Source organism: Ruegeria sp. BHSB056, assembly GCF_059613305.1.
Window position 1 is genome coordinate 1 of sequence record NZ_JBXWSG010000064.1, and the last position, 22,298, is coordinate 22,298.

The following is a 22,298-nucleotide window of genomic DNA, read 5'->3' on the forward strand; positions in this document are numbered from 1 at the left end:
CAGCTCTTCGTCGTCAACCTGGTCAACTTTGTTCATGAACACGACCATCTTCGGGATGCCAACCTGGCGGCCCAGCAGGATGTGCTCGCGGGTTTGCGGCATCGGGCCGTCCGCGGCGTTCACAACCAGGATCGCGCCGTCCATCTGAGCGGCACCGGTGATCATGTTCTTGACATAGTCGGCGTGGCCGGGGCAGTCGACATGCGCATAGTGGCGCGCGTCGGTCTCGTATTCCACGTGCGCGGTCGAGATGGTGATGCCGCGGGCTTTCTCTTCCGGCGCGCCGTCAATCTGGTCATACGCCTTGAAGTCACCGAAATACTTGGTGATTGCTGCGGTCAGCGTCGTCTTGCCGTGGTCAACGTGCCCAATCGTGCCGATGTTGACGTGCGGTTTTGTACGCTCAAACTTTTCCTTTGCCATGATGGCCTCCTTAATTTGCGGGTGCCGGGCTGAAGCCCGGCCTACGGGTGTGCGGTAGGCCGGGCTTCAGCCCGGCCCACTGCTTTATGCGTATTTCGCCTGGATCTCGTCCGAGATGTTCTGCGGAACCGGATCGTAGTGGTCGAACTGCATGGTGAACTGGGCGCGGCCCGACGACATCGAACGCAGGGTGTTGATGTAGCCGAACATGTTCGCCAGCGGCACAAACGCATCGATCGCGATCGCGTTGCCGCGCGGTTCCTGACCCGATACCTGGCCCCGACGCGAGGTCAGGTCACCGATGATACCGCCGGTGTATTCTTCCGGGGTGATCACTTCGACCTTCATGATCGGTTCCAGCAGCTTCGCGCCAGCTTTGCGCATGCCCTCACGCATACACATACGGGCCGCGATTTCGAACGCCAGAACGCTCGAGTCAACGTCGTGGAACTTACCGTCCAGCAGGGCAACCTTGAAATCGATCACCGGGAAGCCAGCCAGAGGGCCGCTGTCCATGACCGAGTTGATGCCTTTTTCAACACCGGGGATGTATTCCTTCGGAACGGCACCACCAACGATGCGGCTTTCGAACGAGTAACCTTCGCCTGCCTCGGTGGGCTGGATCTCCAGCTTGACTTCGGCGAACTGACCCGAACCACCCGACTGTTTCTTGTGGGTGTAGGTGTGTTCGACCGGCATCGAGATGGTTTCACGATAAGCCACCTGAGGCGCACCGATGTTGGCTTCGACCTTGAACTCGCGCTTGAGACGGTCCACCAGGATGTCCAGGTGAAGTTCGCCCATGCCCTTCATGATGGTCTGACCCGATTCCAGGTCGGTTTCCACGCGGAAGGACGGGTCTTCGGCGGCCAGACGGGCCAGACCCTGAGACATCTTTTCCTGGTCGCCCTTGGTTTTGGGCTCGACCGCGATCTCGATCACCGGATCGGGGAAGGTCATGGTTTCCAGAACCACCGGATCCTTGGCATCGCAGAGGGTGTCACCGGTGGTGGTGTCTTTCAGACCCGCCAGCGCGATGATGTCGCCTGCAAACGCTTCTTCGATCTCTTCCCGGTTGTTGGAGTGCATCATCATCATACGACCGATGCGCTCTTTCTTGCCTTTGGTCGAGTTCAGGATCGAGTCGCCCTTGTTCATGGTCCCCGAGTAGATCCGGGTGAAGGTCAGCGAACCGACGAAGGGGTCGTTCATGATTTTGAACGCCAGACCCGAGAAGGCCATGCCGTCATCGGCACGACGTGCGATGTTACGAACTTCTTCCTCGTCGCCGGGTTTGAAGCCCATGTAATCGACAACGTCCAGCGGGCTGGGCAGATAATCGATCACAGCGTTGAGCAGCGGCTGAACGCCTTTGTTCTTGAACGCCGAGCCACCCAGAACCGGAACGAAATGCAGGGCCAGCGTGCCTTTGCGCAGCAGTTTGCGCAGAGTCGGAACGTCGGGCTCTTCGCCTTCCAGATAAGCCATCATCGCGTCGTCGTCTTCTTCGACGGCCGCTTCGATCATCTTGCCGCGCCATTCGTCAGCCATGTCTTTCAGGCTGTCGCGGATCGGAGCCTTGACCCAGCTTGCACCAAGGTCTTCGCCCTGCCACAGCCACTCTTCCATGGTGACCAGATCAACCAAGCCTTCCAGCTCGGTTTCAGCACCGATCGGAATACCAACCGGAACAGCGCGTGCGCCGGTGCGGTCTTCGATCATGCGAACGCAGTTGAAGAAATCTGCGCCGATCTTGTCCATCTTGTTGACGAAAACCATACGCGGAACCTTGTAGCGGTCAGCCTGACGCCACACGGTTTCGGTCTGGGGTTCAACACCGGCGTTTGCGTCGAGAACGCAGACGGCACCGTCGAGAACCGCCAGCGAGCGTTCGACTTCGATGGTGAAGTCAACGTGGCCGGGGGTGTCGATGATGTTCAGGCGGTGTTTAGGGGTATCGGCGGTCTGACCGTCTTCGGTGCGTTCCCAGAAGGTGGTGGTCGCAGCCGAAGTGATGGTGATGCCGCGTTCCTGCTCCTGCTCCATCCAGTCCATGGTGGCTGCACCATCGTGCACCTCACCGATGTTGTGGGATTTACCAGTGTAATACAGGATACGCTCCGAGCAGGTGGTCTTACCTGCGTCGATGTGCGCCATGATACCGAAGTTACGGTATAGTTCGAGCGGATATTCGCGTGCCATTTGGATAAGCCTCTGGGATTACCAACGGTAATGGCTGAAGGCTTTGTTCGCCTCGGCCATCTTGTGGGTGTCTTCGCGCTTCTTCACGGCGGTACCGCGGGACTGTACAGCGTCCAGCAGTTCACCGGCGAGGCGTTCTTCCATGGTGTTTTCATTGCGGCCGCGCGCAGCGGTGATCAGCCAGCGGATGGCCAGTGCTTCGCGGCGCTCGGGGCGGACTTCGACCGGAACCTGATAGGTTGCACCACCAACCCGGCGCGAGCGAACCTCGACCGACGGTTTGATGTTGTCGAGTGCTTCGTGGAACACTTCGACGGGCGCGCGCTTGATCTTGTTCTCAACGCGGTCAAAGGCGTTGTAGACGATGCGCTCGGCGACCGACTTCTTGCCGTCGATCATCAGGTTGTTCATGAATTTGGTCAGAACCTTATCGCCAAACTTGGCGTCAGGCAGGACTTCGCGTTTTTCGGCGGCGTGACGACGTGACATATCAGCCTCTCCTTCTTACTTGGGACGCTTCGCGCCGTATTTCGAACGGCGTTGCTTACGGTCTTTGACGCCCTGAGTATCCAGAACACCGCGCAGGATGTGGTAACGCACACCGGGAAGGTCTTTCACACGGCCGCCACGGATCAGAACAACCGAGTGTTCCTGAAGGTTGTGGCTTTCACCGGGGATGTACGAGATGACCTCGAACCCGTTGGTCAGGCGCACCTTGGCAACCTTACGCATAGCCGAGTTCGGTTTCTTCGGTGTGGTGGTGTAAACACGTGTGCAGACGCCGCGTTTCTGCGGGCACTGCTCCAGGTGCATGGACTTCGAGCGTTTTACTTTCGGCTGCCGCGGTTTGCGGATCAGCTGTTGAATAGTTGGCATTCCGGTTTCTTCCCCGTTTTGCAACACACATGACATGCACGCGGGCTGCGTGCGGCTAACTTCGCTGCGCTTATGCGTCCACAAGCGCAAAACCCACGAGCGTTCCCATTCCGAGGTGAACGTCGCGGTTGTTTCTCAGAGGGCGCGAACTGCAAAATTGTCCGGGCCTTGACCAGCTCATTACTGGAATCGGCTATGGGGCGGCCCCCGGCACCGAGATGACGCGCGTAATAGGGGGAGTCGGCCCGAGTGTCAACAGCACGATACCGGTTGCCCGGCTATAGGCTGATCCAGGCCATGCCGATGTGGGTGCGCGGGCTTTACCGGGTTCATAAAACCGCCCTGCACCAGAAGCGCCAAGGTTGAGCTGAACCCGCAACCGGAGGCCGGGTTTCGCCTTCGAATAACCAGTGTTCAGAGCCTTGTCACGCAGGTTCACGCCGCTTCCCGACGCGCGCGTTCCCGGAACAGCGTAAACAATCCGGCGGCCACGATCAGAGTTGCACCCAGCATGGTCAGACCGTCAGGCCAATCATCGAATACGGCCCAACCCAACCCCAGGGCCCAGATCAGGCTGGAATAGCGAAACGGCGCGATGAACCCGACATCGCCCTGACGCATGACCATGACGCTGAACAGATAGCCCATCAGGACGAACACTGCCGCCGCCGCAACCAGAGAACCCGCAGCTCCGGAAACCGGAACCCATCCTTCGAACACCGAAGCAATCGCTGCGGCCACGGTGATGGAAAGAGACGTCGCCAACGTCACCACCATTGACGGAACCTGCGGCGACATGCGCCGCGTCACCAGATCGCGAACCGTGATCGAAGCCACTGCGATCAGCGCGTAGATGGAATACAGGCTGAAGCCGTCAGGGCCGGGCCTGACGATCAGAACCATGCCGCCAAAACCAATGGCAATCGCCAATATGCGCCGCCAGCCGACCTGTTCGGAAAAGACCAGCGCCGCACCCAGCGTCACGGTCAGAGGCAGCGCCTGCAGAATGGCCGTCACATTGGCAAGCGGCATGTTCTTGAGCGCTGTCAGGAAAAAGAAGGTTGCCGACAGTTCGGCCAGACTGCGCAGCGCAACCAGCCACCGGTCGTGGTGTGAGAAATTGAGGTGCAGCGCCCCCAGATAGCGGGCAAGACCGTAGACAAGGAAAACGGCCAGAACGCCCCGCATGGCCACCAGTTGGAACAATGGCAGATCCCGAAGCGCGACCTTGACCAAAGTGTCGTTCAGGGTGAAGGCCGCCATGCTGCCCATCATCAGCAAGGCACCTTTGGTGTTTGGGTTCATGACAGATTTGGCCCTGCGCAGAGTGATCGGGCCATTGGCCCAATCAGACAGCCGCCTGTCAACGCATCATATCAGATCAGCGCAAGAATTGCGTCCCGACGCGTGCAGAGCGTGTCGAAACCACTTTCTGAGCCCCTATCAGAGACCAGAGACCCGACCACCTCCGATCCCTTCCACAGCCACCCCGGCGCTGAGCGTGTGCGTTGCGATCAACCCGCCGGACATGTCCAGAACGCCAAGCTGGTTGCCGTTCTGAAGGGCGACATAAAGCTCGCGGCGTTTGGAATTGATGCCAAGGCCAAAGCGTTCGATCTGCACCGCTGCGCCGACCGATGGATTGGTCGCCCGGATTGTCCTTAGGACCGTGCCGTTCATATCCACCTCGACGATCAGGCGATTGCGGATGAACAGCACATAAAGCGTGCCGGTCGTTTCATCAAAGGCCAGCCCACCAATCGGCCCCTGTGGCTGGCTGAGGGTTATGTTGCGCACAAATTGCCCGTCGCGGGTCAGTTCCGCGATCATCACCCCGTTCGGATGGTCGAGGAACAGATGCCCGTCGCTTCCCCGAATGGCCAACCCGCATTCCTTGATGGGAAACTCGTCAGGTGTGATGCCACCGCATCCGGCCGGAACCCGCTGTGCCGCAAAGGTACGCAGGGCACGGCCATTTCGGTCCAACTCCTGTAGTTGGGTGCCGGGAAGATTGCGCAGGAAGATCCGCCGTCGCGGCTCATCGTAAGCCAACCCGACGATCGAGGCGGAGATCGGGATCAGGCGCGTCGTGCCGTTCGGGATCACGATCTCACGCGATGGCTGGCCCGGTGGCATCCCCACATAGGCATAATCCGTGCAGGCGGCCATCAGGCCCAGACCGACAACCGAAAATGCGCGCGACAGCTTTGTGACAGTTCTCATCATTCACCCCCGTCACCTGTGTGAATTCAAGGCGGATGGTAGCACAGTTTAGGCTAAATCAGAAAAACCCTGCTTTTATTGCAGGTCACATACGACAAGCGCGATATGCCAGTGGTCCGGAACCGCCCTAAGCGTGGTGCGCGTTTCAGCCCTGCAAAAACGAAAGGCCCCGCGAAATCGCGGGGCCTTCCTTAACTTGTCAATCGGGCGATTACTCGCGGCTTTCGGGTGTTTCCACCAGAACATCCAGCTCATCCCCGACCAGATCATCATCCATGATCGGCGCAGCCAGGGCAGCGGCCGCTTCGGCCTCTTCCCGGCGGGCTTCGATCACCACATTGTCGCGCGACTGCGCGATGTGGCGGACGGCCTGTGTGGCCCCACCGGTACCGGCGGGGATCAGGCGACCAACGATGACGTTCTCTTTCAGGCCGACCAGCTTGTCCTTTTTGCCCTGCACGGACGCTTCGGTCAGTACGCGGGTGGTTTCCTGGAACGACGCCGCCGAGATGAACGATCGCGTCTGCAACGAAGCCTTGGTGATCCCCAAGAGGATCGGCTCGCCCTGTGCCGGACGACCACCGCGGGCGATGGTCTTTTCGTTGGCTGCGTCGAACTCCTGCTTGTCGACATGTTCGCCTTTCAGCAGGGTGGTGTCGCCTGAATCCAGGATCTCCCACTTCTGCAGCATCTGGCGCACGATGACCTCGATGTGCTTGTCGTTGATTTTCACGCCTTGCAGACGATACACATCCTGCACTTCGTCGATCATGTAGTTCGCCAGCGCCTCGACACCCATGATGGACAGGATGTCATGCGGGGCCGGGTTACCGTCCATGATGTAGTCGCCCTTCTGAACGAAGTCGCCTTCGACAACAGGGATGTGCTTGCCCTTGGGCACCATGTACTCGATGGGTTCCAGCGACTCGTCAGCCGGTTCGATGCTGATGCGGCGCTTGTTCTTGTAGTCGCGGCCAAAGCGCACGTAACCATCGGCTTCTGCGATGATCGCGTGATCTTTCGGACGGCGGGCTTCGAACAATTCGGCCACACGCGGCAGACCACCGGTGATGTCCTTGGTCTTGGCACCTTCACGCGGAATACGCGCAACAACGTCACCGGCTTCGATCTTCTGGCCATCTTCGACCGACAGGATCGCATCCACCGACATCGGATAGTGAACCGGGTTGCCCGCATCGTTGCGGACCGGTTCGCCATCGTCACCGACCAGAATGATCTCGGGCTTGAGGTCGCTGCCACGGGGGGCGGCGCGCCAGTCGATCACGATCTTCTGGGTCATGCCGGTTGCTTCGTCGGTCTCGTCACGGACGGCAAGGCCCGAAACCAGATCGACGTATTTGGTGGTACCGGCTTTCTCGGCGATGATCGGCAGGGTGTAGGGATCCCATTCGAACAGCTTGTCTCCGCGGGCCACCTTGGTGCCTTCCTTGACGAACAGCTTGGAGCCATAACCCAGCTTGTGGCTGGCGCGCTCTTCGCCGTGATCGTCCTTGATCACCAGCTTCATGTTGCGGCCCATGACGAGGCTTTCGCCTGCGGCATTGACCAGGATCTGTGGGTTCTCGAAGGATACGACACCAGCCTGGCTGGCTTCCTGGAACGACTGCTGACCACCTTGCGCAACACCACCGATGTGGAAGGTCCGCATTGTCAGCTGTGTACCGGGTTCACCGATGGACTGGGCGGCGATGATGCCGACAGCTTCACCCGTGTTCACCATGGTACCACGAGCAAGGTCACGGCCGTAGCAGGTGGCACAGACGCCTTCCTCGGACTCGCAGGTCAGGGGCGAGCGGATGCGGGTCGACTGAACGCCCGCTTCGTCGATGGTGTCTGCCATCCGTTCGTCGATCAGCTGACCTGCGGCCACGATCACCTCGTCCGTGCCCGGACGCAGGATGTCATCGGCGGCCACACGGCCCAGAATACGCTCGGCCAGCGAGGCGACAACCTCACCATCGTTCACCGCAGCTTCGGCCGTGATCGCGCGTTCGGTGCCGCAGTCGATCTCGCGAACGATGCAGTCCTGCGCCACGTCCACCAGACGACGGGTCAGGTAACCCGAGTTCGCGGTTTTCAGAGCGGTATCCGACAGACCCTTACGGGCACCGTGGGTCGAGTTGAAGTATTCAAGAACGGTCAGACCTTCCTTGAAGTTCGAGATGATCGGTGTCTCGATGATGTCACCGTTCGGCTTGGCCATCAGGCCGCGCATACCGCCCAGCTGTTTCATCTGAGTGACCGAGCCCCGCGCACCGGAGTGGGCCATCATGTAGACCGAGTTCGGTTCCTGCTCGGCGCCATTCTCGTCACGCGCGGAAGCCGAGATGGTGTTCATCATCGCCTCGGTGACGCGGTCGTTACACTTCGACCAGGCATCGACAACCTTGTTGTACTTTTCGCCCTGAGTGATCAGACCGTCCATGTACTGCTGTTCAAAGTCTTTCACCTGGTCGCGGGTGTCATCGACGATGCCCCACTTGTCGTTCGGGATGACCATGTCGTCCTTGCCGAACGAGATACCGGCCCTGAAGGCCTCCTTGAAGCCCATCGACATGATCTGGTCACAGAAAATAACCGACTCTTTCTGACCGCAATACCGGTAGACGGTGTCGATCACCTGCTGCACTTCTTTCTTCCGCAACAGACGGTTGACCAGATCGAACGGCGCCTTGTTGTTCATCGGCAGCAGGGCACCCAGACGCAGACGGCCCGGAGTGGTCTCATAGCGCTTCTGAACTTCGTTGCCTTCCTCGTCGATCTGCGTGATCCGGGCGGTGATTTTCGAGTGCAGATGCACCTCACCCGCGTCCAGCGCGTGCTGAACTTCTTCGATTGAGCCAAAGACCTTGCCTTCGCCCGGCATGCCTTCACGTTCCAGGGTCACGTAGTAGAGACCCAAGATCATATCCTGCGACGGAACAATGATCGGCGCGCCGTTTGCAGGCGACAGAACGTTGTTTGTCGACATCATCAGAACACGGGCTTCCAGCTGTGCCTCAAGGCTCAGCGGCACGTGAACGGCCATCTGGTCGCCGTCAAAGTCGGCGTTGAAGGCCGAGCAGACCAGCGGGTGCAGCTGGATCGCCTTGCCTTCGATCAGGACCGGTTCGAATGCCTGAATGCCAAGACGGTGCAGCGTCGGCGCACGGTTCAGCATGACAGGGTGTTCGCGGATCACTTCGTCGAGGATATCCCACACTTCGGGACGTTCTTTCTCGACCAGTTTCTTCGCCTGTTTCACGGTCGAAGACAGACCTTTGGCTTCAAGGCGCGAGTAGATGAACGGCTTGAACAGTTCCAGCGCCATCTTCTTGGGCAGACCACACTGGTGCAGCTTGAGTTCCGGACCGGTCACGATGACCGAACGGCCCGAGAAGTCGACGCGTTTCCCCAGAAGGTTCTGACGGAAGCGTCCCTGCTTACCCTTCAGCATGTCCGACAGCGATTTCAGCGGGCGCTTGTTGGCGCCCGTGATCACGCGGCCACGACGGCCATTGTCGAACAGAGCATCCACGGATTCCTGCAACATCCGCTTTTCGTTGCGGACGATGATGTCAGGTGCGCGCAGTTCGATCAGACGCTTCAGACGGTTGTTCCGGTTGATGACGCGGCGATACAGATCGTTCAGATCCGAGGTCGCGAAGCGGCCACCATCCAGCGGAACCAGCGGGCGCAGTTCCGGCGGGATGACCGGGATCACGGTCATGACCATCCATTCGGGACGGTTGCCCGACTCGAGGAAGGATTCAACAACCTTCAGACGCTTGATGATCTTCTTAGGCTTCAACTCGCCGGTCGCTTCGGCCAGATCAGCGCGCAGCTGCTCGGCTTCGGCTTCCAGATCGATCTGGGCCAGCATCTCACGAATGGCTTCAGCACCGATATTCGCGGTGAACGCGTCCATGCCGTAAGCATCCTGTGCGTCCATGTACTCTTCTTCGGTCAGCATCTGACCATAGGTCAGATCGGTCAGACCGGGCTCGATGACCACATAGTTTTCAAAGTACAGAACGCGTTCCAGATCGCGCAGCGTCATGTCCAGCATCAGACCGATGCGGGACGGCAGCGATTTCAGGAACCAGATATGCGCAACCGGCGCGGCCAGTTCGATATGGCCCATACGCTCACGGCGGACTTTCTGCAGGGTGACTTCCACACCGCATTTCTCGCAGACAACGCCGCGATACTTCATCCGCTTATATTTGCCGCACAGGCATTCATAATCTTTGATCGGGCCAAAGATTCGCGCGCAGAACAGACCGTCACGCTCGGGCTTGAACGTCCGGTAGTTGATGGTTTCGGGTTTCTTGATCTCGCCATAGGACCAAGACAGAATCCGCTCGGGCGATGCCAGCGAGACCTTGATCTCGTCGAAAACCTTCGGGGGCGTCAGCGGGTTGAACGGGTTGTTGGTGATTTCCTGGTTCATCTCTTTACCTCAGAGTTAGAGGGTGCGGGGGTCACGCAGTGCCGGGCTGAAGCCCGGCCTACGCCGGATCAGATGGTAGGCCGGGCTTCAGCCCGGCATCCCTTCGTCACTCATCGACCTCCGCATCCAGGAGTTCCATATTCAGGCCGAGGCCACGGACTTCTTTAACCAGAACGTTGAACGATTCCGGTACGCCCGCTTCGAAGTTATCCTCGCCCTTGACGATCGACTCATAGACCTTGGTCCGGCCGGCAACGTCATCCGACTTCACCGTCAGCATCTCTTGCAGGGTGTAGGCGGCGCCGTAAGCTTCCAGAGCCCAGACTTCCATCTCACCAAAGCGCTGACCACCGAACTGCGCCTTACCACCCAGCGGCTGCTGGGTAACCAGGCTGTAGGGCCCGGTCGAACGCGCGTGGATCTTGTCGTCCACAAGGTGGTGCAGTTTCAGCAGGTACTTGATGCCCACGGTCACCGGACGCGCAAATTGCTCGCCCGTACGACCGTCGAACAGAACCGACTGACCGCTTTCCGAGAAGCCCGCACGCACCAACGCGTCGTTGACGTCAGCCTCTTTGGCACCGTCAAAGACCGGGGTTGCAATCGGAACACCGCGGGTCACGTTGCCCGCTGCTTCGACCAGCGTTTCCTCGTCCATGCCGGTGATGCCTTCTTCGTAGACATCTTCGCCATAGGCCAGCTTCATCGCCTCGCGCACCGGGGTCAGGTCGCCGGAACGGCGGTATTCACCCAGAGCTTCATCGATGTTCAGACCCAGACCGCGTGCAGCCCAACCCATGTGGGTTTCAAGGATCTGACCAACGTTCATACGCGAAGGCACACCCAACGGGTTCAGACAGAAGTCAACCGGGGTACCATCGGCCAGGAACGGCATGTCTTCCATCGGAACAACCTTGGAGATCACACCCTTGTTCCCGTGACGACCGGCCATCTTGTCGCCCGGCTGCAACTTGCGCTTCACGGCGATGAAGACTTTGACCATCTTCATCACACCCGGCGGCAGGTCGTCGCCACGGCGGACTTTCTCGACCTTATCCTCGAAACGGGCGTCCAGAGCGCGCTTTTGCACTTCGTATTGCTCGTTCAGAGCCTCGACGATCTGTGCGTCCTTCTCGTCTTCCAGTGCCAGCTGCCACCACTGACCACGGGTCAGGGTTTCCAGCAGGTCCTCGGTGATCACCGACCCTGCCTTGACGCCTTTCGGGCCTTTGACAGCGGTTTTACCAAGGATCAGACCTTGCAGTCGCGCATAGATGTTGCGGTCAAGGATCGCCAGCTCGTCGTCCCGGTCACGGGCCAGACGTTCGACTTCCTCACGCTCGATCTGCAGCGCACGCTCGTCTTTCTCGACGCCGTGACGGTTGAAGACGCGAACCTCAACGACCGTACCGTAATCACCCGGCTTCACGCGCAGCGAGGTGTCGCGCACGTCAGATGCTTTTTCACCAAAGATGGCGCGCAGCAGCTTTTCTTCCGGAGTCATCGGGCTTTCGCCCTTCGGAGTGATCTTGCCGACCAGAATATCGCCCGGCTCAACATCCGCACCGATGTAAACGATGCCAGCCTCGTCGAGGTTGCGCAGCGCTTCTTCACCGACGTTCGGGATGTCGCGGGTGATCTCTTCCGGGCCCAGCTTGGTGTCACGGGCGGCGACTTCGAATTCCTCGATATGGACCGAGGTAAAGACGTCATCACGCGCGATACGTTCCGAGATCAGGATCGAGTCTTCGTAGTTGTAGCCGTTCCACGGCATGAACGCGACGACCACGTTCTTACCAAGGGCCAGTTCACCCATATCGGTCGACGGACCGTCGGCAATGACCTCGCCCTTCTGGACGGTGTCACCCACCTTGATCAGCGGACGCTGGTTGATGCAGGTGTTCTGGTTCGACCGCTGGAATTTGCGCAGACGGTAGATGTCAACACCAGCGTCGCCCAGTTCCAGATCTTCGGTGGCGCGGATAACGATACGCTGGGCATCGACCTGGTCGATGATACCGGCGCGTTTCGCCTGAATCGCAGCGCCCGAGTCGATCGCAACCTTTTCCTCGATGCCCGTCCCGACCAGCGGTGCCTCGGCCCGCAGCAGCGGAACCGCCTGACGTTGCATGTTCGAGCCCATCAGAGCGCGGTTGGCGTCGTCATTTTCAAGGAACGGGATCAGCGATGCCGCGACCGAAACCAGCTGTTTTGGCGACACGTCGATCAGGTCCACATTCTCGCGCGGGGCAAGCGTGTAGTCACCGGCCTGACGGGTCGAAACCAGATCGTTGATGAACTTGCCGTTCTTATCCAGCGTCGCGTTCGCCTGCGCCACGGTGTGACGCATTTCCTCGGTCGCGGACATGTAGTGAACCTCATCGGTCACCTCGGCGTCCTTGACGACGCGGTAAGGTGTTTCGATGAAGCCATACTTGTTCACGCGGGCGAAGGTGGCCAGCGAGTTGATCAGACCAATGTTCGGGCCTTCCGGCGTTTCAATCGGGCACATCCGGCCATAGTGGGTCGGGTGCACGTCGCGTACCTCAAAGCCCGCACGCTCACGCGTCAGACCACCGGGGCCAAGCGCCGAGAGACGGCGTTTGTGGGTGACTTCCGACAGCGGGTTGGTCTGGTCCATGAACTGCGACAGCTGCGACGAGCCGAAGAATTCACGCACAGCAGCAGCAGCCGGTTTCGCGTTGATCAGGTCCTGCGGCATGACGGTGTCGATCTCGACCGACGACATACGCTCTTTGATCGCGCGCTCCATACGCAGCAGACCGACGCGGTACTGGTTTTCCATCAGTTCGCCGACCGAACGCACACGACGGTTGCCGAGGTGGTCGATATCGTCCACGTCGCCTTTGCCGTCGCGCAGCTCGACCAGAGCCTTGACGCAGGCCACGATGTCTTCGCGGCGCAGGGTACGCAGGGTATCCGGCGCGTCCAGTGCCAAGCGCATGTTCATCTTCACGCGACCAACGGCCGACAGGTCATACCGCTCGCTGTCGAAGAACAGGGTGTCGAACAGGGCCGACGCCGCTTCGACGGTGGGTGGTTCACCCGGACGCATGACGCGGTAGATATCCATGAGTGCGCTTTCGCGGTTCATGTTCTTGTCCTGCGCCATGGTGTTGCGCATGTAGGGACCGACATTGACGTTGTCTATGTCGAGAACCGGAATATCGGTGATGCCCGCGTCGATCAGTTCCTTCGCGGTACCGCCGATCAGGTCGCCATCCTTGTCATATTCCAGCGTCAGTTCGTCACCGGCTTCGACATAGATCGCGCCGTTTTCTTCGTTGATGATGTCCTTGGCGACAAACTTGCCAACGATGTGATCGAACGGAACCAGCAGTTCTGTGACGGTGCCCTCGTCGATCAGCTTCTTGACCGCGCGCGGGGTGACTTTCTTGCCTGCCTCGGCAATTACCTCACCTGATTTCGCGTCGATCAGGTCATAGGTCGGACGGGTGCCGCGAACACGCTCGGGGAAGAACGGCGTGACCCAGCCCTTCTTCTTGTCCAGCTTGTAGGACACGGTTTTGTAATACGCGTCCATGATCGCTTCCTGATCCAGACCCAGCGCATATAGCAGGGTTGTCACAGGCAGTTTGCGGCGGCGGTCGATACGGGCGAACACGATATCCTTGGCATCAAACTCGAAGTCCAGCCAGCTGCCGCGATACGGGATGATGCGGCAGGCAAACAGCAGCTTGCCCGAGGAATGGGTTTTACCCTTGTCGTGGTCAAAGAACACACCGGGCGAGCGGTGCATCTGGGAAACGATCACACGCTCGGTGCCGTTGACGACAAAGGTGCCGTTCGGGGTCATCAGGGGCATGTCGCCCATGAAGACATCCTGTTCCTTGATGTCTTTTACCGATTTCGCGCCGGTGTCCTCATCAACATCGAACACGATCAGGCGCAGGGTAACCTTCAGCGGTGCGCTGTAGGTCATGTCGCGCTGCATGCACTCTTCGACGTCGTATTTGGGTTTCTCCAGATCGTATTTCACGAACTCCAAAACAGAGGTTTCGTTGAAATCCTTGATCGGGAAAACCGATTGGAACACGCCTTTGATGCCTTCGCCGTCTGTGGGCTGTTCTGCATCGCCGGAGCGCAGGAAAAGATCATAAGAAGATTTCTGTACCTCAATGAGGTTCGGCATCTCCAGTACTTCGCGGATTTTGCCGTAATATTTACGAAGACGTTTCTGGCCAAGGAACGTTTGAGCCATGTCAGATGTCACCTTTCGATGTTCTCAGCGGGCAAAGACACCGTCGGGCCCCGGCATCTTGCACAATCGAGACAACACGTCCGGATCAATTCGTGGCCACCGTCCCGAAGGCGGCCTCCCGATCCGAAAACCGTGTCTTAGAAAACGCCCCATTCCGTGAGGCCCTTTCTAAGACAGGTTCGGCTGGACCCGGATTTCTCCGGATCCAGCCAAAATTTTCGGCGCATCAGCGATGCGCCTGAGACCAGGCTTAGGCCAGCTCGACTTCGGCGCCAGCTGCTTCCAGCTTGGCTTTGACGTCTTCGGCTTCGTCTTTCGACACGCCTTCTTTGATCTTGCCGCCGGCTTCGACCAGTTCCTTGGCTTCTTTCAGGCCCAGACCGGTGATGCCGCGAACTTCTTTGATCACGTTGATTTTCGAAGCGCCGGCGTTCTTCAGAACGACGTCGAATTCGGTTTTTTCTTCCTCAGCTGCGCCACCGGCGTCGCCACCAGCTGCTGCGACCATTACGGCGCCGCCAGCTGCGGGCTCGATGCCGTATTCGTCTTTGAGGATGGTTTTCAGTTCTTGTGCTTCCAGCAGGGTCAGACCCACGATGCTTTCTGCGAGTGCTTTCAGATCAGCCATTTTATCAGCTCTTTCCGTTTACAATGTGTGTTCCAACGTCAGGGTAGGTACCCTACGCAGATCATTCAGTGCCAACCGCTTACGCAGCTTCCGCCTTCTCTTCGATGGTGGAAAGGATGCTTGCGATATTGCTTGCAGGTGCGCCAATCGCGCCGGCGATGTTCGAAGCAGGTGCGCCAATGCAGCCCACGATCGAAGCAATAAGCTCCTCGCGAGACGGCATTTTCGAAACGGCTTCAACGCCTTTGCGGTCCAGAGCGTTCTCGCCCATTGCACCGCCGAGGATTTCAAATTTCTTGTTATCCTTGGCGAAGTCCTCGGCCACCTTGGCTGCTGCCACGGGGTCCTCGGAATAGGTCAGAACGGTCATCCCTGTCAGCAGGTCGGCCATGCTTGCACACGGCTTACCCTCGAGGGCGATTTTGGCGAGCCTGTTCTTGGCAACACGCACGGAGCCACCCGCGTCACGGGCACGTGCGCGAAGGTCCTGCATCTCGGCAACTGTCAGACCGGCGTAGTGGGCAACCACTACGACGCCAGAGCTTTCGAAGATTTGGCCGAGTTCCTCGACCACTTTCTCTTTCTGGGCTCTATCCACAGTTCTCTCCAAGTTAGGGGTGAGATCTCACCCCGGCTCATATTTGCCGCGGCTTACGCCCCGGCGTTCAGGTCCGTTGTTACGGGATTGGCCAAAACTCGCCCGAGGGTGGGACCCTCAGAATTCTTTGGTCTTACCCGTCTCAGGCAGGGAATTAAGGGGCCATATGGCACCACCCACCGTCTTGGACGAAACAAAATAAAGCGCACGACGAATCGCACGCTTTATTCCGCAGGTCTACTTAGGACAGATGGCCGGGGTTTCCAAGAGGTAAATTGGGATAAATCAAACGCTACAGGGGACGGCCAGAACCACAAGATCAAGTGCGGTGACGAGCAATTGATTTGGTCGAATTACAGGGCTGAGCGCAAAATAGTTCGTGACATTGTTCCAAGTTCAAGACTATAACCCGACAATTTTTCTCAGAAACAAGAAGAATCAGAACAAATGTGCAGAATTGCCGCCTATTGCGGACCAAGTATCCCGCTTGAAAACATCGTCATCCGGCCCCAGCATTCCTTGCTGGAGCAAAGCCAGCACGCGGCCGAAGCTAAACTTGCCGTCAATGGCGATGGCTTCGGTATGGCCTGGTACGCAGACCAGGATCGCCCTGGCCTGTACAGGGATGTCCTGCCCGCTTGGTCGGATGGTAACCTGGTCGATCTTTGCAGGATGATAAAATCCTCGCTGTTTCTGGCCCATGTCCGCGCGTCGACGTTCGGGGAAGTGTCGCGCGCGAACTGCCACCCTTTTACATTTGGCAAATGGTCCTTCATGCACAATGGTCAGATTGGCGAGTTCGGGCGTTTGCGCAGACAGCTTGAATCCTCTCTGCCGGACGAACTTTACGCGGCGCGGCGCGGGTCGACGGATTCTGAGCTTCTGTTTCTGCTGCTGCTGGCCAACGGGCTGGATGATGCGCCGCAGGACGCTGTTGTCGCAACTTTGCGTCAGATCGATGCGCTTGGAGGTCATCGGACGCAACCGGATCGCATGGCCGTCGCCTTTTCGGATGGGCAGAACCTGTATGCCTTTCGGTATTCCAGCGATCAGCGCAGCCCGTCCCTGTATTTCGGGGAAGGTCTGGACCACGGCGGCAAGGTCATTGCGTCCGAGCCGCTGGACAAGGGCACAGGAAAATGGACGCCCATTGAAGACCGGAGCTTCTTCACCCTGACCGGAGATACAGCCAGCCACACCGCGTTGCCGCTCAGCTAAACGAAAACGGGCGGTCCGTTTGGACCGCCCGCAACATTGCTTTGACGAAGATCCGGCTTATTCGCCCGAAGCTTCTGCCACATCAACGGTCACGCCGGGGCCCATGGTCGAGCTCAGCGCGATTTTCTTCATGTAGGTGCCTTTGGCACCCGACGGCTTGGCCCGGGCAACAGCCGAGACGAAGGCGCGAATGTTTTCGACCAGCTTGGCTTCGTCAAACGACGCTTTGCCAACACCGGCATGCACAACGCCGCCTTTTTCCGCCTTGAACTGAACTTCACCGCCTTTGGCTGCTTCCACGGCTGCTTTCACGTCCATGGTCACGGTGCCAACCTTGGGGTTCGGCATCAGGTTACGGGGGCCCAGAACCTTACCCAGACGACCGACGATCGGCATCATGTCCGGGGTTGCAATGCAGCGATCGAATTCGATGGTGCCGCCCTGAATGGTTTCCATCAGGTCTTCTGCGCCAACGATATCCGCGCCTGCTTCTTTCGCTTCGTCAGCCTTCGCGCCACGCGCAAATACAGCAACACGCATCGCTTTGCCGGTGCCGTTGGGCAGGCCAACAACGCCGCGAACCATCTGGTCCGCATGACGGGTGTCGACGCCCAGGTTCAGGGCGATTTCGATGGTCTCGTCGAATTTCGAAGTGGCGTTGCCTTTGACCAGGGAAACAGCTTCTTCAACCGACAGGTTTTCCTTGCCGGCGACAGCTTCGCGCGCAGCGCGTGTACGTTTACCGAGTTTTGCCATCTTACTTCACCTCGATGCCCATGGAGCGGGCCGAGCCCAGGATGATCTGCATTGCGCCTTCGACGTCGTTGGCGTTCAGATCTTTCATTTTGGCTTCGGCGATTTCACGAACCTGCTTGGAGGTCACGGTTGCCACGGTCTCGCGACCTGGGTTTTCCGCGCCGCGGGGGCGGTTACGCTTACCGACCGGCTTAAGACCAGCTGCTTTTTTCAGGTAGTAAGACGCGGGTGGCGTCTTTATGTCCATGGTGAAGGACTTGTCCTGATAGTAGGTGATCACGGTCGGGCACGGCGCGCCGGGCTCCATATCTGCGGTCTTCGCGTTAAACGCCTTGCAGAATTCCATGATGTTGATACCGCGCTGACCCAGCGCCGGACCAACTGGCGGCGACGGGTTCGCCTGACCTGCAGGAACCTGCAGTTTCATTGTACCAGCAAGCTTCTTGGCCATTTGGTTTTCCTTTCAACTAAGGTGAAACGCGTCTCACCCGGATTATGTTGCGTGGTCCGGCCCGGGATCGCGACCCCGGCAACCTCCCACGAGAGAATCTCGCCCGAAGACGATAGAGGCGGCGTTTACAGGGGTTCATGGGGGTTGGCAAGTGGCCTGACTTTGAATTCACGGCCATCGATTCGAGTTCCAGGGCGACGAACAAAGCCTTTGGCCGCGCGGGCATGTACCTGACTGTTCTTCAGGTCAATCCCAAGAAAAAACTGTTGGTACCCACCTTGACGTATCCAAAAACACTAAAGGCCTAAATCTTTTGGAAAAACCAGCAAGAACCCGCCCGCCCCTGGCCGACGATCAGCCGGGCCTCGACCCGTGTATCGCATAAATCGCCGCTCCGCGCATTGGCTGTGCTATAATTCGGAAATCCAATCTTGTTTGGAGGTTCGTCATGATTATTCGTTTATTAACTATGCTCGTCGCTGCACTGTCTTTTGCAGCAGCCGTTCCCCAGACAGCGCGGGCCGATGCGGGCGACTTCATCGGTGGTGCTGTTGTAGGTGGGGTCGTCGGATATGCAATCGGCAAGGACCAGCAGAAGAAAAAGTCGCGGTCAACAACCCGGACCTACAGGTCGACCATTCCATCGACCTCGCAAGGGGCACAAACGCAAACGGCGCTCAACTATTTCGGCTATAATGCCGGACGTGTAGATGGCCAGGTCGGGCACGGGACCCGGTCGGCAATCGAACGTTATCAGGTGTCAATGGGCTATCCTGTGAATGGCTATGACTTCCAGCCTTACCAGTATGACTTTCTGATGCAGGCCTATTACTGGGCGACAAGCGGTGGGCAGGCGGCAACCCAGCTTTCGGGTCAACCGCTTTTGATGGCCTATCGGCAACAGGTGCAAACCGGCTCTGCCTTGGCGGCGGCACCTCAGGCCGCGGCGCCAGCCGTCCCGGTTATCACACCTCAGGAAGCCGACGACGTGACGGAGACCACCGAAGCATCAACGGCCAGCCTACCAAGCCTGTTTTCCGGTGGTGCCGGAGGTCCTTCGCTGGCCAACCGGTGCAGCGGGGTCATGCTGCAAACGTCGACCAATGGCGGCTACACGACCCTGTCGAACATGTCCGATCCTGACTTTGCGCTCAGTGAACAGTTCTGCCTTGCCCGCAGCTATGCGATGGCACAGGGTGAAGAACTGATGCAGGACATTCAGGGCCTTACACCCGATCAGGTCGCAGACCAGTGCGCCGCCTTTGGCGACATGTTGGCACCGCAAGTTGACGCGCTCTCTATCAACTCGAAATCAGAGGCTGAAACCCAGGTGCGCAAGCTTGCCTTGGATTCGGGTCTAAGCCCTGCTGATCTTGCCGCAACCAGCAAGGTCTGCCTTGCGATGGGATACCGTCAGGACAACATGGATACCGCAGTTGGGTCTGCGCTGATGCTGGTTGCCATGGGTGAACCCGCATACGGAGAACTGGTCGGGCACCACCTGCGCGAAGGTTTTGGTGTTCAAGCGCGCCGCGACCTTGCGATGCAGTGGTATGATGCAAGCCTTTCGGCGCTGGACGCCGGGTCGCAGGCGGTCTTCCTGCCGTCCCAGACCGACCGCCCGCAGCTTTTGCGTGCAGCCATGGTTCAGTCGCAGTAAGCCCATTTGAAACTGCATAGGCCCGTGCAGGGCTGAAACTGAAAACGCCACGATGCTTTGACATCGCGGCGTTTCGAATTTCTCTGGAAGCGCGCTTAGCTTTGCTTCGTGACCTGCGTAAAATCCAGCTCGACCGGGGTTTCGCGGCCAAAGATCGAGACCGATACTTTCAGCTTCTGCGCCTCGTCGTCCACGCCTTCGACCATGCCGTCGAAATCCTCGAACGGTCCGTCGTTGACCTTGACCTTCTCGCCGATCTCGAAGGTGATCATCAGCTTGGGCGCTTCTTCGCCTTCCTGAACGCGGTTGAGGATCTGGTTCACCTCGGCGTCGCGCATCGGCATCGGGCGACCTTGCGGGCCCAGAAAGCCGGTGACGCGGTTGATCGAGTTGATCAGGTGATAGCCCTGATCCGACATTTCCATATGCACCAGCACGTAACCCGGCATAAAGCGGCGTTCGGTGGTGACTTTCTTGCCCCGGCGCACTTCGATCACCTCTTCGGTGGGCACCAGAACTTCGTCGATATCGTTCTCAAGGCCCTGTTCAGCCACCGACGTGCGGATCTGCTCTGCGATCTTTTTTTCGAAATTCGAAAGAACGCTGACCGAGTACCACCTTTTCGCCATGAACCTGTCGTCCTTGTTTGTCTTCGGGGTATCACTTCTTGCGGACACACCCGTCATTTAAATCCTATCACGTCATCCGGAATAAAAAGCGGCGCGTGACCCGAATCGCCACACGCCCATTCCGAATATGCGTCACCTACTCTGACATCGCGCGAGGTGCAAGGGGCAGTCGCAATTGCCCCCGCCTGAACCGGCTTAGCCGAAAGCGCCCAGAATCAGCTGAAGGCCGCCCCGGATACCCAGATCGACCAAAGCAAAAAACACAGCTGTCAGCGCCGCCATGATGAAGACCATGACCGTGGTCAACAGCACTTCGCGCCGGGTCGGCCAGACGACCTTGGAAACTTCGGCACGGACTTGCTGAATGAACTGGATCGGGTTGGTGGTGGCCATTTGGCGTGTTCTCTCTGCTTGCGGATGGGCCGGACATAGCCGGGCATTGCGGCAATTTCAAGGGCGCTTGAATGAACTCTATGCGTATAGGGCGATTGGTCAGGGTTTGGGTTTGTCGTCCCACTCGTCACTCAGGATGCGGCGCGCGTCTCCATCGGGGTCTTCGTACTGATTGGAACGAACGGTATAGATAAAGGCGACCAGACCAACGCCCCCCAGAAACAGGGAAATCGGGATCAGATAGGCAAGCACTTCCATCAGGGTTACCTCAGCCGCAATGCATTCAGCGATACGGTAATCGACGAGGTCGACATCGCCAAGGCCGCGATCAGCGGTGTCGCCAGGCCGATCACGGCCAGCGGAACGGCAATCACGTTGTAAACGGTTGCGATCTGGAAGTTCTCGCGGATGCGACGAGTGGCCTTGATGGCCGTATCACAGGCATCCGCAATGGGCAGAAGGTCATTGCCCAGAAGAACGATGTCCGAGGCAACCCGCGCCGCATCCAGCGCCGAGGCCGGAGAGATCGACACATGTGCCGCCGCCAAAGCAGCCGTATCGTTCAGGCCATCCCCCACCATCAGAACTTTGCGGCCCTGATCCCTGAGGTCCTGAATGCGCTGTGCCTTGTCCTGCGGCAAAGCCTCGGCGACCCAATCCGTTATTCCCAGCTTCTCGGCCAATGCGCGCACGGCACCTTTCGAATCTCCTGAGATCAACAGCACATGCTTGCCCGACGCGCGCAACGCTTCCACCGCCTCGTCCGCGCCCGGGCGAAGCGCGTCCGAGAAACGGAACGCCAAGGGCGCATCGTCGCCAATTGCAAGCCAGGCAGACGTTTCCGCGCCCTGCTGTGCGCCGAGCCATGCAGCACGGCCCAAACGAACGCGTTGACCGCGGTATTCCCCTTGGGTGCCGTATCCCGGCACTTCGGTTATGTCCCGGACGTTAGCCGGTTTGATCCCGGCCTGTCGCGCGGCCTTTGCCAATGATACAGACAAGGGATGCGCAGAGGCCTCGGCCAGGGCCAGAGCAACCTCGACCTGTGCGCGGGCGTGGTCGCCAAGATTGACCAGTTCCGGCGCACCCGAGGTCAGTGTGCCCGTCTTGTCGAAAACCACGGTGTCGGTCTCGGACAACCGTTCGAGCGCGGTTGCGTGCTTGATCAGCATACCCTTGCGGAACAACCGGCCCGAGGCAGCGGTGGTCACTGCTGGAACAGCCAGACCCAAGGCGCAGGGACAGGTGATGATCAGAACCGCCGCGGCGATGTTCAGAGCGGTGCGCAGATCGCCAGAATAGATGTACCACCCCACAAAGCTGAGCGCCGAAAGGATGTGGACACCGGGCGCATAAAGCTTGGCGGCCTTGTCGGCCAGCGAGGTATAGCGGGACCGCCCCGATTCAGCGATGGCCACCAAATCCGCCATCCGGTGCAGCGACGTATCCTGCCCCACTGCTGTGGCGCGCAGGGTCAGCGGACCCGTCAGGTTGACCTCGCCCGCGCTGACCAACTGGCCGGCTTCGGCAAACACCGGCAGAGTT

General features: G+C 58.9%; 18 protein-coding genes. 2 read left to right on the forward strand and 16 right to left on the reverse strand.

Features of this window, described 5'->3' with window-relative positions; genetic code table 11:
* From AC2FND_RS14530 to rplJ, 10 genes are all read right to left on the reverse strand, one after another.
* Window positions 1-423, reverse strand: a 423-nt coding sequence (locus AC2FND_RS14530) for a GTP-binding protein (RefSeq protein WP_496770484.1), incomplete at its 3' end; no start/stop codon positions are given.
* A gap of 84 nt (window positions 424-507) precedes the next feature.
* Window positions 508-2,625 carry an elongation factor G gene (fusA, locus tag AC2FND_RS14535; protein ID WP_209507797.1) on the reverse strand — a complete coding sequence of 706 codons (2,118 nt, stop codon included), beginning with the start codon at window positions 2,623-2,625 and terminating at the stop codon, window positions 508-510.
* Window positions 2,626-2,643: 18 nt separating this feature from the next.
* Window positions 2,644-3,114: a 30S ribosomal protein S7 gene (gene rpsG, locus AC2FND_RS14540; RefSeq protein WP_039529242.1), complete on the reverse strand. Its 471-nt coding sequence runs from the start codon at window positions 3,112-3,114 to the stop codon at window positions 2,644-2,646.
* Window positions 3,115-3,129: 15 nt separating this feature from the next.
* Window positions 3,130-3,501 carry a 30S ribosomal protein S12 gene (gene rpsL / locus AC2FND_RS14545; RefSeq protein WP_005621086.1) on the reverse strand — a complete coding sequence of 124 codons (372 nt, stop codon included), beginning with the start codon at window positions 3,499-3,501 and terminating at the stop codon, window positions 3,130-3,132.
* Between the two features lie 435 nt (window positions 3,502-3,936).
* Window positions 3,937-4,806 (reverse strand): DMT family transporter, encoded by an 870-nt coding sequence (locus tag AC2FND_RS14550; protein WP_496770486.1) that lies wholly within the window; start codon window positions 4,804-4,806, stop codon window positions 3,937-3,939.
* Window positions 4,807-4,944: 138 nt separating this feature from the next.
* On the reverse strand, window positions 4,945-5,724 hold the full coding sequence (locus AC2FND_RS14555; RefSeq protein WP_496770488.1) for a hypothetical protein: 780 nt from the start codon (window positions 5,722-5,724) through the stop codon (window positions 4,945-4,947).
* 211 nt (window positions 5,725-5,935) lie between these two features.
* Complete coding sequence (rpoC, locus tag AC2FND_RS14560; protein ID WP_496770490.1) at window positions 5,936-10,177, reverse strand: DNA-directed RNA polymerase subunit beta'; 4,242 nt, start codon at window positions 10,175-10,177, stop codon at window positions 5,936-5,938.
* Between the two features lie 106 nt (window positions 10,178-10,283).
* Complete coding sequence (gene rpoB, locus AC2FND_RS14565; protein WP_496770491.1) at window positions 10,284-14,420, reverse strand: DNA-directed RNA polymerase subunit beta; 4,137 nt, start codon at window positions 14,418-14,420, stop codon at window positions 10,284-10,286.
* A 250-nt stretch (window positions 14,421-14,670) separates the two neighbouring features.
* Entirely contained in the window at window positions 14,671-15,048 is a 378-nt protein-coding gene (rplL, locus tag AC2FND_RS14570; RefSeq protein ID WP_209507787.1) for a 50S ribosomal protein L7/L12, read from the reverse strand.
* Window positions 15,049-15,127: 79 nt separating this feature from the next.
* Window positions 15,128-15,646 carry a 50S ribosomal protein L10 gene (rplJ, locus tag AC2FND_RS14575; RefSeq protein ID WP_209507785.1) on the reverse strand — a complete coding sequence of 173 codons (519 nt, stop codon included), beginning with the start codon at window positions 15,644-15,646 and terminating at the stop codon, window positions 15,128-15,130.
* Between the two features lie 447 nt (window positions 15,647-16,093).
* On the opposite strand from rplJ, the gene AC2FND_RS14580 reads away from it, so the two are divergent.
* Window positions 16,094-16,864 carry a class II glutamine amidotransferase gene (locus AC2FND_RS14580; RefSeq protein WP_496770493.1) on the forward strand — a complete coding sequence of 257 codons (771 nt, stop codon included), beginning with the start codon at window positions 16,094-16,096 and terminating at the stop codon, window positions 16,862-16,864.
* Between the two features lie 57 nt (window positions 16,865-16,921).
* Here AC2FND_RS14580 and rplA read toward each other — a convergent pair whose 3' ends face one another.
* A complete protein-coding gene (rplA, locus tag AC2FND_RS14585) occupies window positions 16,922-17,620 on the reverse strand; it encodes a 50S ribosomal protein L1 (RefSeq protein WP_496770494.1) in 699 nt (232 codons plus the stop codon).
* Window position 17,621: 1 nt separating this feature from the next.
* Window positions 17,622-18,071 (reverse strand): 50S ribosomal protein L11, encoded by a 450-nt coding sequence (gene rplK / locus AC2FND_RS14590; RefSeq protein WP_010440985.1) that lies wholly within the window; start codon window positions 18,069-18,071, stop codon window positions 17,622-17,624.
* A 448-nt stretch (window positions 18,072-18,519) separates the two neighbouring features.
* Here rplK and AC2FND_RS14595 point away from each other — a divergent pair, with 448 nt between their 5' ends.
* A complete protein-coding gene (locus AC2FND_RS14595; RefSeq protein WP_496770496.1) occupies window positions 18,520-19,731 on the forward strand; it encodes a peptidoglycan-binding domain-containing protein in 1,212 nt (403 codons plus the stop codon).
* Between the two features lie 95 nt (window positions 19,732-19,826).
* On the opposite strand, the gene nusG is transcribed toward AC2FND_RS14595, so the two are convergent.
* The 4 genes from nusG to AC2FND_RS14615 form a co-directional block, all read right to left on the reverse strand.
* Window positions 19,827-20,360, reverse strand: a complete 534-nt coding sequence (gene nusG, locus AC2FND_RS14600; protein ID WP_209507773.1) for a transcription termination/antitermination protein NusG — start codon at window positions 20,358-20,360, stop codon at window positions 19,827-19,829.
* A gap of 195 nt (window positions 20,361-20,555) precedes the next feature.
* Window positions 20,556-20,753, reverse strand: a complete 198-nt coding sequence (secE, locus tag AC2FND_RS14605; protein ID WP_170427365.1) for a preprotein translocase subunit SecE — start codon at window positions 20,751-20,753, stop codon at window positions 20,556-20,558.
* Between the two features lie 99 nt (window positions 20,754-20,852).
* On the reverse strand, window positions 20,853-21,011 hold the full coding sequence (gene ccoS, locus AC2FND_RS14610) for a cbb3-type cytochrome oxidase assembly protein CcoS (RefSeq protein ID WP_209507770.1): 159 nt from the start codon (window positions 21,009-21,011) through the stop codon (window positions 20,853-20,855).
* Between the two features lie 5 nt (window positions 21,012-21,016).
* The coding region (locus tag AC2FND_RS14615) for a heavy metal translocating P-type ATPase (protein ID WP_496770498.1) at window positions 21,017-22,298 on the reverse strand (1,282 nt) is incomplete at its 5' end.